Genomic DNA, 11,496 nt, shown 5'->3' on the forward strand with positions numbered 1-11,496 from the left:
ATGCAGATATCTTTATATGCAGATATCTTTATTAATGAATAAGAATGACATATGCGCAATACAGAAAAACAAGACAACTTAGTTCGCGCTTTTAAATCGCTATTAAAAGAAGAACGTTTTGGTTCACAAGGTGAAATTGTTGATGCCCTAAAACACGAAGGTTTTGAGAGCATTAATCAGTCTAAAGTTTCGCGTATGTTAACCAAGTTTGGGGCTGTTCGAACACGCAATGCCAAAATGGAGATGGTTTACTGTCTGCCTGCTGAGCTAGGAGTTCCAACCGTTTCTAGTTCTCTAAGAGAGTTAGTGTTAGATATTGACCACAATAATGCCTTGGTTGTCATACATACCGGACCAGGTGCGGCACAACTGATCGCTCGCTTACTGGACTCATTAGGTAAGTCGGAAGGCATACTCGGCGTCGTCGCTGGTGATGATACCATCTTCATCACCCCAACCTTAACAGTAACGACTAAGCAATTGTTCGATTCAGTATGCGAACTGTTTGAATACGCTGGGTAATTTTTTACGGTTGCATAATCATTTATCACAATAATGGGTCATGAGCCAATCATTCACTTCGTGACCCAGATCACAGACTGAAATATCTTCTCCTTTTGCTGGTCATACAGGCCAACCTGTTGATTTAAAACAATTAACCATCAAATCAGACTCGATATCCCCGCCTCACTCACTAGATTTATTATCTATGTTTTTTAACATTTGAGTAATTTCCTGCCAAATTTTGCTATTATCCGGCCACTTTTTCATCACATGGATTGAAAAAGGTGCCGTTTCCAAATAGGAAACTCCAGAAACAACTACACTTGTTTCAGGGTTAATAATGAATAAAGGAAGGGAAATTCATGGCATTTACCAAACTTATCAAAGTTGGTGCTATTGCAGCTGCTGTAATGGGCGCTGGCGCTGTTAACGCTCAAGAGTTCATCACAATTGGTACCGGTTCAGTTACGGGTGTTTACTACCCAACTGGCGGTGCCATTTGTAAATTAGTGAACAAGGGCCGTAAGGACCATAACATTCGCTGTTCTGTTGAGTCGACAGGCGGTTCTATCTACAACGTTAACACCATCCGTGCTGGTGAACTTGATTTTGGTATTGTTCAATCGGACTGGCAATACCATGGCTACAACGGAACAAGCAAGTTCAAAGATCAGGGCGAGTACAAAAAGCTGCGCGCTATGTTCTCTCTACATACAGAACCGTTCAACATCATTGCTCGTTCCGATTCTGGAATCAACAATGTTGCTGACCTCGCCGGCAAACGTGTCAACATAGGTAACCCAGGTTCAGGTGACCGTGCAACCATGGGCGTTGTCATGGACGCAATGGGTTGGACTAACGATAGCTTCAAACTGGCTTCTGAACTGAAAGGCTCTGAGCGTTCACAAGCACTTTGTGATAACAAGATTGATGCATTCATCTACATGGTTGGCCACCCGAATGGATCAATCAAAGAAGCAACGACGTCTTGTGATGCAAAACTGGTTTCAGCAACCGGACCACAAATCGACAAAATCGTAGCTGAAAACCCATACTACGCTTACACCACAGTACCTGCTGGTATGTACCGAGGCACAGATGCTGACGTAAACAGCTTCGGTGTAGCTGCAACAATGGTCACAACGTCAGATGTTTCTGATGAAGTCGCCTACAACGTTGCTAAGGCTGTATTTGAAAACTTTGCCACCTTCAAACGCCTACATCCTGCCTTTGCAAACCTGAAAAAAGAAGACATGGTTAAAGCGGGTATCTCGATCCCACTTCACCCTGGCGCAGTAAAATACTACAAAGAAGTCGGCCTTCTAAAGTAGCTCTACTTTAAGCCGACTCAACCAATAAGGAGGGGCATCCTCCTTATTGGCTTTTCACGTTTATAAAAACAATATAAGTGAAAAGAGCAAACCTTTAAGTTTCTCCCATTTGGAGGACTTACCTTCGTATCAAGCCTAAGACAAAGCGGACAAAAATGTATTCCCTGTCAGTTCACGACACTGGATAAGGAATAAATATTGTCTCATTGTTCGTTATAAAGGCAGACCATCAATATTAAGGATAAAGTACATGACGCAGACAACATCACCGTCTCCAGATGTGCAAGAAATGGTGGCACAATCAGACACTGGTGCGCGTAGCCCTCACGGTATCCAAGGCCGTATTTTATGGTTTGTGCCTCTCTGTTGGTCACTGTTCCAACTTTGGTATGCATCTCCGCTGCCGTTCATTTTTAACTTCGCTATTTTAAATGACACTGAAGCTCGAGCGATTCACCTTACCTTTGCTATTTTCCTAGCCTTTACCGCTTATCCAGCCATGAAGAACTCGCCTAGGGATCGCATCCCTGCTGTCGACTGGATATTAGCGCTGGTAGGCAGTTTTTCAGCTTCTTATATCTATATTTTCTATACAGAACTTGCTGGCCGTTCAGGCGCACCCACTACATTCGATATTGTTGCAGCGGTATTCGGTATGGTTTTACTGCTTGAAGCAACACGACGCGCTTTAGGTCCACCTCTTATGGTTGTGGCAGCTGTATTCCTACTTTACACCTTTGGCGGTCCACACATGCCCGACGTGATCGCCCACAAAGGTGCGAGCCTAAACAAGGCAATGTCGCATCTGTGGCTAACAACTGAAGGTGTATTTGGTGTTGCACTTGGTGTATCAACGTCATTCGTATTCTTGTTTGTACTGTTTGGTGCAATGCTAGAACGTGCGGGGGCGGGTGCTTACTTCATCAAGGTTGCATTCTCTCTACTTGGTCATATGAAAGGCGGCCCAGCAAAAGCCGCCGTTGTCGCATCAGGCCTTTCTGGTCTCGTGTCCGGTTCATCGATCGCTAACGTGGTCACTACCGGGACTTTCACCATTCCTTTGATGAAAAGAGTCGGATTCTCAGGTGAAAAAGCCGGGGCGGTAGAAGTTGCCGCTTCAACCAATGGTCAATTAACACCACCCATCATGGGGGCTGCTGCGTTCTTGATGGTTGAATATGTGGGCATCTCTTATGTAGAAGTCATCAAAGCCGCACTACTGCCTGCCCTGATCTCTTACGTCGCTCTCATTTACATTGTTCACTTAGAAGCCTGTAAAGCAGGCATGACTGGCTTACCTCGCCGTCACACACCAACTATCGTACAAAGCCTCCTCTCTTTCACTGGTACCATTTTAGGTCTCTGTGTGGTCAGTGCTGCGGTTTACTACGGTGTCGGTTGGACAAAAGATGTCTTTGGCGATGCCGCAACACCGATGGTGACGGCTGCTCTATTGATCGCCTATATTGCCTTGGTCCGTGTTTCAGCAAAATATTCAGCGGAAGGTGGCATGGATATCGATGCCGAGCTAACGGAAGTTCCGGATCCTGGCCCTACGATTAAATCGGGCCTGCACTTCCTACTGCCTATCGTGGTGCTTGTTTGGTGTCTGACTGTCGAGCGTTTCTCTCCAGGCCTTTCTGCCTTCTGGGCGACTGTATTTATGATCTTCATTTTGACCACACAGCGTCCTTTAATGACTCTGATGAACAAGTCGGACGATCTTGCAGAGCAAACGAAAGCAGGGTTCATTGACTTATTAGAGAGCTTGGTGGCAGGTGCTCGCAACATGATCGGTATCGGTGTCGCGACAGCCGCAGCAGGTACGGTTGTCGGCGTGGTAACTCTGACCGGCATCGGCTTAGTCATGACCGACTTCGTTGAGTTCATCTCTGGCGGCAGTATCATTCTTATGCTGCTGTTTACAGCGGTCATCAGCTTGATCTTAGGGATGGGCTTACCCACAACGGCAAACTACATCGTTGTATCGACCTTGATGGCTCCGGTAATTGTTACCTTAGGCGCGGCGCACGGCCTAATCATTCCACTGATTGCGGTTCACTTATTCGTGTTCTACTTCGGTATTCTTGCCGATGATACACCTCCGGTTGGTTTGGCTGCATTCGCAGCCGCCGCGATTGCAAAGTCAGACCCTATTCGAACGGGTATTCAAGGATTTACCTACGACATCCGGACCGCGATATTACCGTTTATGTTCATTTTCAATACCCAACTACTTTTGATGGGCATTGATTCTTGGTGGCATCTAGTACTGACAATCTTCTCTTCGGTAACGGCTGTACTGATCTTTGCCGCTGCAACGCAAGGTTGTTGGTTTACCAAGAACAAGTGGTGGGAAACAGTACTGTTGTTAGTGCTAACTTTCTCTTTCTTCCGCCCAGGTTTCTGGTGGGACATGCTCTATCCAGAGAAAGTTCTTTCACCTGGAGTTGAGATCGCTCAAATCACAGAAGGTCTATCAGTGGGACAATCTCTTGAATTAAGAGTGGGGGGCGAAAACTTAGAAGGTGACTATTCTGAGAAAACGGTTCGCCTTCCATTTAAAGATTCTGCGATAACAAGTGAAGATCGGATTGCTTCAATGGGCCTAATGCTGACGAAATCTGAAGGCAAAATGATTGTCGACATGGTTGAGTTCGGTAGCCCAGCAGAAGCGGCTGGCATTGACTTTGATTGGGAAATTAAATCCGTTATCCAAGACGCAGAAAGACCAATGAAAGAGTGGGTATTCTTACCTGCCCTACTGATTTTAATTGGCTTAGCGATGAACCAAAGAAGGCGTGCTTGTCAGGATGAGATTAGCGCGTAATGGATAGAGCCAAGTACCGCTCAACTCTACTTGGCTTTATTACATGGAAAGGATAATCACAGCGCTTGGTCAAGACTCTGCGCTGATAAAAAAGAGAAAAACACATGTATAAACAAATCCTTGTTCCTGTTGATCTTAACGATAAAGGCTTTTCTGACAAAGCTGTTGAATTGGCGGTATGGCACGCAAAACACTGTAATGCTGAAATCCACATCTTGAACGTATTACCGGGGATTCACATGTCGATGGTAGCATCCTACTTCCCGAAAGATGCCGCAAATCAAATGAAGCTCGACGTTAAAAATCAGCTGAAAGAGTTTGCCGACAAATACATCGACGATACAGTGGTTTATAAGGTTCACGTTGCCGAAGGCAAGACCTACACGACGATTCTAGATTACGCAGAAAAGCTTGGGGCTGACCTTATCGTGATGCCTAGCCATAAGCGTTCGAAAATCGACAACGTGGTGCTTGGTTCTGTTGCAAGTAAAGTGGTACAGAACTCCCCCATCAATGTATTGGTCGTTAAGCCGCAAGGCTAACTTACTGAATCGACACAACGATTCCAAAAAGGTTGGCCTAAAAGCCAACCTTTTTTGTTTTGTGCTCGCACCATTTAATTCATCAATCAACTGACTAAGTTCTGCGGATTACCGGCAACAAACCCATCAATATTGTCGATTAATATATCAGACAGCTTTTGAATTGAACTGTCACTGCCCCACGCCACATGAGGTGTCAGCAGTAAATTAGGTAAGTGACTGTGAGCCAATAGTGGATTCGACCTGTCTGCCGGTTCTTGTGTAAACACATCCATACCCGCGCCTGCAATCTCATGATTTGTCAACGCTTCGACCAAGGCTTGCTCATCGACGAGTCCACCACGGCCTGCATTAATTAACACCGCACTTGGTTTCATCATTGCTAGCTCTCGCTCTGAAATCAGATTTCGAGTCGCGTCGGTCAGCGGACAATGTAAGCTGATCGCATCAGCTTGCTGCATCACAGTATCAAAAGGCAGATACCCCTCTCGACAACTGTTCGCCCCTTTGCGCTCTGCAAAAATAACGTTCATGCCTATCGCTTTAGCCAATATCGCCGTTGCTTGCCCTAAACTGCCGCTGCCGATTAAACCGAATGTGCTGCCTGCTACATCTTGAATCGGATGTGTAAAAAAACAGAACTGTTTATCCTTTTGCCACTCGTTAGCTTCGATGTCACGATGATAACCAACGAGGTTTCGCTTTAACGCAAACAGCATCGCAATAACATGCTCAGGAACCGATTGAGTCGCATAGCCTTGCACATTGGCTACTGCGATATTGTTACCCTTACAATACTCGACATCGACATTATTGACACCAGTCGCTGACACCGCGATCAACTTGAGTTGTTGTGCTTGAGCTAAATTGTCAGCGTTGAGTACAACCTTATTGGTAATAACAACATCCGCTCCCGCAACCCGATCAGCAACGAGTTCTGGAGCCGTAAAATCATACTCGACCCACTCATGTTCAAAGCAGAGAGGTTTCAAATGGATTTGAGATGGGATGGTGGCTCTATCAAGAAAGACCACTTTCAACTTCGGCATTGTACGTCCTTGAATTGATATTGATGACACCATTCTAAACTTTTCGCTTACTGTAGTCTGGAAGCTTTGGCGCAATTTCAAAGTGCTGCTCGATTTGTGGCGATGCTTGAGGATAAAACTCACACGGAACAAAGGCTTTGAATAACTGATCATTAGCCGGGTGATAAAAACAGAGTTCACATGCGTGCAAAGCTAACCTATCGCTATAGTTAAATGCATCTGGCGTGGCATAAAACTCGTCACCCACAATTGGATTCCCTATCGCCATACAGTGCACTCGCAATTGATGAGAACGCCCCGTTATTGGCAGTAGCTTCAATAAGGTCGTTTGCTCTTCCTCTTACTCAACCACATACCGCGTTTGTGATGCTTTGCCCTGTTCGAAACACACTTTTTGTCTTGGTCGATTCGGCCAATCACAAATAAGTGGCAAATCAATCAAACCCGCTGCTTTTTCCACTGAACCCCATACTCGCGCGTAATAGAGTTTGTGCGTCAGTCGATATTGAAACTGCTTTTTTAAATGACGCTCTGCCTGTTTGTGCTTGGCTAACAACATTAAGCCGGAGGTGGACATATCTAAGCGATGCACGACTTGAATATTCGGAAACTCGATAACCAACCGACTCCACATACTGTCGTAATGATCAGGCAATCGACCCGGAACAGAAAGTAGACCTGCAGGTTTGTTGACCACGAGAATATCGTCATCTTGATAAACAATATCAATCCAAGGGTCACGTGGTGGAGTGTACAGTTCTAACGCCATTGAATCCTCTTAGTGGCTGCTTAATAAATGACTTAGTGACCACTCTGTTTATTAAAAAGTACAATTTAAACCATTTTTGTACATAAAAGTTGACGACTTTACAAAACATGGTATTGATAGAGTCTCGAATAATAGGAACCTCAACATCAAAGGAAAAATGATGGAAAGTATGGTGAAAACCCCCACCCAACAAGCACAAAAACCGGCCTCCCTATCAAGTTTAGTCAAATCTCTTGGCCCAGGTATTATGATGGCTGCCGCGGCTGTCGGCGGCTCTCATTTAGTCGCCTCAACCAAAGCTGGCGCTATTTATGGTTGGCAGCTCGCGGCTCTTATTATCCTTGTTAACGTGTTCAAATACCCATTTTTTAGAGCCGGGATCCAATACACTCTCGGGACCGGTCAAAGCTTGGTGGAAGGTTACTCTAACCTAGGTCGCCCATACCTTGTGATTTTTTCGATCTTGAGTGCTATTTCCGCAGTCGTGAATACCGCTGCCTTGCTGTTATTCAGTGCCAGCCTACTCAGTTACTTTGTTCCTTTCGATTTGGCCACCAGTACGCTTTGTATGATCGTACTCGCGACCTGTTTGATCATTCTATTTGCGGGCCACTATCGCGCTCTTGATACGCTATCTAAAGTGATCATGGCGATCCTGACCATTACAACCTTAGCGGCGGTTGCGATTGCTATCGGCTCTCCGGTTGAACCTGATGCGGCTTTTGTTCCCCCATCACCTTGGTCATTGGCCGCTATTGGCTTTATCGTGGTGACCATGGGTTGGATGCCTGCGCCTATCGAGATCTCCAGCATCACCTCTATGTGGCTAAAAAGCCAAAAAGAGAAACAAGAAGTGACCGCTCAATCAGCACTGTTCGATTTCAATGTCGGCTATATTGGTACCGCATTGCTTGCTTTAGTGTTTGTTGCGTTAGGCGCGCTAGTGCTTCATGGTTCCGGTGTTGAACTGTCTCGATCTGGTGTTGGCTTCACTCATCAATTGGTCGGCATCTATGCGTCTACAATTGGTGAATGGTCTCGTCCATTAATCGCTGTTGTCGCTTTTTTCTGTATTTTTGGCAGCACCATTACGGTTATTGATGGCTACTCACGAGTGCTTGCTGAATCACAGCGCTTGCTACTCAAAAAAGAGTCGAATCCAAGAATGCTGCAAGGCTGGATCATCATTATCTCTATCGCTGCATTGGCGATTGTGATGTTCTTTAGCGCAGCACTGATGCCAATGCTTGATTTTGCGATGGTGCTTGCCTTTGCGACTACGCCATTCTTCGCGCTGCTTAACTTCATCTTAGTGAACAAAGCTAAGCTTCCAGAAGCACTGGCCATTGGCAGCAAACTAAAATGGCTGTCTGTCGCGGGTCTTGTTTACCTGTTTGGTTTCTTGGCGGTATTTGTTTGGTGGAAGTGGTTAATGTAATTCCTCAGCCAATACATCTTTCAACCACCAATACACTTTTCAAACGCTAGATAAACATAAGGCCTTCATCATGAAGGCCTTATTTCGTTGCAGCATGTCGCTAATTGAAAACTAGTTGTGAGAAACCACAATCAAGCGTAAGGAATCTAGCTGAACCTGAGCTTTGCTGATATAACCTGTCAGTTCATTGATTTGAGTTTCAATGACCTCTAGCTCTTCATCACGAATGTTAGGGTTCACGGCTTTAAGCGCTTGTAGACGCTCTAATTCACCGTTCAGGTTAGTCTGCATGTCTCGTTGAGCTTGTTCACGTACTTCTTCCACTTTAGGGAGTACGTGCGTCTCAGCCGCTTCGATGAGCTTATGAATCTCACCTTGTACCGAGTTAACCAACTTGCTCGCTAGGTGACGGTTTACAGGGCTGAGTTGACGGTTAAAGCTGTCGAACTCAACCTGAGCTGATAAATCATTACCACGGCCATCCATCATCAAACGAATTGGCGTCTTAGGTAAGAACTGGCTGATACCGCTGCGTTTCGGTGCTTGCGCATCCACTAGGTAAACCAACTCAAGCAGGATAGTACCTACTGGCAGCGCTTTGTTTTTCAGTAGCGATACCGCTGATGCACCAACACCTTCACTCAGTAGCAGATCGATACCGCCCTGAATCATTGGGTGTTCCCAGCTAATGAAGTTCATGTCTTCACGAGAAAGCGCCGTATCACGGTCAAACGTAATGGTTGCGCCTTCGTATGGTAAGCCTGGGTAACTTGGTACCATCATGTGTTCAGACGGCGTCACAACCAGAGCATTCTCACCCTTGTCGTCTTGGTTTAAGCCAATCGTGTCGAACAGGCTCAGGGCAAACGTCACTAGGTTAGTATCGCCGTCAGTCGACGCAATCTTCTCTGCAATTTCATGCGCTTTGTCGCCGCCGTTTGAGTGCATCTCTAGTAGGCGATCTCGGCCTTTTTCTAGATCTGATTTCAAGCTTTGATTTAGCTTAGCCGACGCTTCAATCACTTCATCAAGTTGCTCTGTGTTACCCGAAGCCAGCATCTCGATAAGAACATCTGAGTACTTATCGTAAACCGTGCGACCCGTTGGACAAGTTTCCGCAAACGCATTCAGACCTTCATCGAACCAACGCGCAAGAATCGCCTGTGATGTGCCTTTGAGATAAGGAACATGAATGTCGATATCACGCAGTTGACCGATACGGTCCAAACGACCAATACGTTGCTCAAGCAAGTCTGGGTTGAACGGTAGATCAAACATCACTAATTGGTTAGCGAACTGGAAGTTACGACCTTCAGAGCCGATTTCACTACAGATCAGAACCTGAGCACCGCCCTCTTCTTGAGCAAAGTAAGCTGCCGCTTTATCACGCTCTAGAATCGACATGCCTTCATGGAATACCGTTGCACGTACACCTTCACGCTCACGCAGTGCTTGCTCTAATTGCAAAGCCGTACTTGCACGAGAAGCGATCACTAGGATCTTTTCGCTGCGCTTGTCTTGGATCTTTTCAATCAACCAGTTAACGCGTGAATCGAACTGCCACCAGCTTGAGTCTTCACCTTCAAACTCTTGGAAGATCTCTTCTGGGTACAGCATCTTCATTGCACGAGCCTCGGGGGCCATCTTGCCCCCGATCATGCCCGATACACGCATCGAGGTTGTATACTGCGTTGGAATCTCCATCGGCAGTAGGTTGACATTACGCTTAGGGAAGCCTTTGATTGCAGCACGTGTGTTTCTGAAAAGAACACGACCTGTACCATGGCGATCCATAAGGTTATCAATTAATTCTTGGCGAGCTAACGCTTGCTCTTCTTCGCTACTATCACCCTCGATAACGCGGAATAGAGGCTCAACATCTTGCTCAGAAAGCAGTTCAGTAATCTGGTTCTTCGCGCTGTTTTCAAGCTTCACACCTGAGAACAGAGCCGTTACTGCATCTGCAACCGGTGCGTATTGCTCTTCTTCTTCTACGAATGCTTGGTAATCGTAGAAGCGATCAGGATCCAGCAGACGCAGACGCGCAAAGTGACTTTCACGACCCAGTTGCTCAGGCGTTGCAGTGAGTAGTAGTACACCAGACGTATTTTCCGCTAGGCCTTCCACCACTTGATATTCACGGCTTGGTTTGTCTTGGCTCCACTCAAGGTGGTGCGCTTCATCGACCACCAACAAGTCCCACTCGCCTTCAAGTGCTTGCTCGTAGCGCTTACGGCTCTTACGTAGGAAGTCCAACGAACACAGAACGTATTGCTGGGTATCAAATGGGTTGTCTGATTCGGCGAAGGCTTCAATACAACGCTCTTCATCAAAGATAGAGAAATGCAGATTGAAACGGCGCATCATCTCGACTAACCACTGGTGTTGTAGCGTTTCAGGCACCACAATCAGAATACGTTCCGCACGGCCAGACAACACCTGTTGGTGGATGATCATACCCGCTTCGATGGTTTTACCTAGGCCAACTTCATCGGCGAGTAAAACACGCGGAGCGTGGCGACGCCCCACTTCATGAGCGATGTATAACTGGTGAGGAATCAAGCCAGCACGCATACCACACAAGCCACGCATAGGGCTCTTGTGTTGTTGGTACTGGTTGCTCAGCGCGCGGTAACGCAACACAAAATTATCCATACGGTCGATTTGACCCGCGTACAATTTGTCTTGTGGCTTGTTAAAGCGGATTTGGTTACTTAAAAAGATTTCACGCAGAGTCACCTCTGTCTCTTGAGTATCTTCACGAGTGCCTAAGTATGTCAGTAACCCTTTATCTTCGATAACTTCCTCGACAGATAGAGACCAACCTTCTTGGCATTCGATGACATCGCCTACATTAAACGTTACTCGGGTTACGGGAGCATCAGTACGTGCATAAACACGGTTTTCTTCTGATGCTGCAAACATTAGTGTCACTGTGCGAGCATCCATTGCTACAACGGTACCTAAACCTAAATCGCTCTCCGTATCGCTTATCCAGCGTTGCCCCAAAGCAAATGTCATGAATCGACTACC

At 46.2% G+C, this 11,496-nt stretch carries 7 protein-coding genes and 1 pseudogene; 5 read left to right on the forward strand and 3 right to left on the reverse strand.

Annotation, left to right across the window (positions count from 1 at the left end):
• Positions 1-51 precede the first annotated feature (51 nt).
• The 4 genes from argR (at position 52) to L4B77_RS09700 (ending at position 5,207) form a co-directional block, all read left to right on the forward strand.
• Positions 52-522, forward strand: coding sequence for a transcriptional regulator ArgR (argR, locus tag L4B77_RS09685; protein ID WP_076676203.1), 471 nt, complete (start codon positions 52-54; stop codon positions 520-522).
• Positions 523-866: 344 nt separating this feature from the next.
• Entirely contained in the window at positions 867-1,835 is a 969-nt protein-coding gene (locus tag L4B77_RS09690; protein ID WP_261838771.1) for a TAXI family TRAP transporter solute-binding subunit, read from the forward strand.
• A gap of 250 nt (positions 1,836-2,085) precedes the next feature.
• Positions 2,086-4,665, forward strand: a complete 2,580-nt coding sequence (locus L4B77_RS09695) for a TRAP transporter permease (protein WP_429750107.1) — start codon at positions 2,086-2,088, stop codon at positions 4,663-4,665.
• A gap of 104 nt (positions 4,666-4,769) precedes the next feature.
• Positions 4,770-5,207 (forward strand): universal stress protein, encoded by a 438-nt coding sequence (locus tag L4B77_RS09700; protein WP_429750109.1) that lies wholly within the window; start codon positions 4,770-4,772, stop codon positions 5,205-5,207.
• 86 nt (positions 5,208-5,293) lie between these two features.
• Here the strand turns inward: L4B77_RS09700 and L4B77_RS09705 are convergent, their stop codons facing one another.
• Together L4B77_RS09705 and rluA are read right to left on the reverse strand one after the other, a co-directional pair.
• Positions 5,294-6,256 (reverse strand): D-2-hydroxyacid dehydrogenase, encoded by a 963-nt coding sequence (locus tag L4B77_RS09705; protein WP_429750111.1) that lies wholly within the window; start codon positions 6,254-6,256, stop codon positions 5,294-5,296.
• A 34-nt stretch (positions 6,257-6,290) separates the two neighbouring features.
• A pseudogene (gene rluA / locus L4B77_RS09710) lies at positions 6,291-7,025 on the reverse strand (bifunctional tRNA pseudouridine(32) synthase/23S rRNA pseudouridine(746) synthase RluA).
• Between the two features lie 160 nt (positions 7,026-7,185).
• On the opposite strand from rluA, the gene L4B77_RS09715 reads away from it, so the two are divergent.
• Positions 7,186-8,463 (forward strand): NRAMP family divalent metal transporter, encoded by a 1,278-nt coding sequence (locus tag L4B77_RS09715; RefSeq protein WP_429750143.1) that lies wholly within the window; start codon positions 7,186-7,188, stop codon positions 8,461-8,463.
• A 111-nt stretch (positions 8,464-8,574) separates the two neighbouring features.
• Here the strand turns inward: L4B77_RS09715 and rapA are convergent, their stop codons facing one another.
• Positions 8,575-11,484, reverse strand: coding sequence for an RNA polymerase-associated protein RapA (rapA, locus tag L4B77_RS09720; protein ID WP_372040532.1), 2,910 nt, complete (start codon positions 11,482-11,484; stop codon positions 8,575-8,577).
• Positions 11,485-11,496 lie beyond the last annotated feature (12 nt).

This window comes from Vibrio minamisatsumaniensis (assembly GCF_050337445.1).
Taxonomy (GTDB): Bacteria; Pseudomonadota; Gammaproteobacteria; order Enterobacterales; family Vibrionaceae; genus Vibrio; species Vibrio artabrorum.

Bases quoted from the DNA above. Each gene is read 5' to 3' on its own strand.
- rapA (WP_372040532.1), bottom strand. From the start codon at position 11,484: ATGACATTTGCTTTGGGGCAACGCTGGATAAGCGATACGGAGAGCGAT.
- L4B77_RS09700 (WP_429750109.1), top strand. From the start codon at position 4,770: ATGTATAAACAAATCCTTGTTCCTGTTGATCTTAACGATAAAGGCTTT.
- L4B77_RS09705 (WP_429750111.1), bottom strand. From the start codon at position 6,256: ATGCCGAAGTTGAAAGTGGTCTTTCTTGATAGAGCCACCATCCCATCT.
- L4B77_RS09695 (WP_429750107.1), top strand. From the start codon at position 2,086: ATGACGCAGACAACATCACCGTCTCCAGATGTGCAAGAAATGGTGGCA.
- argR (WP_076676203.1), top strand. From the start codon at position 52: ATGCGCAATACAGAAAAACAAGACAACTTAGTTCGCGCTTTTAAATCG.
- L4B77_RS09715 (WP_429750143.1), top strand. From the start codon at position 7,186: ATGGAAAGTATGGTGAAAACCCCCACCCAACAAGCACAAAAACCGGCC.
- L4B77_RS09690 (WP_261838771.1), top strand. From the start codon at position 867: ATGGCATTTACCAAACTTATCAAAGTTGGTGCTATTGCAGCTGCTGTA.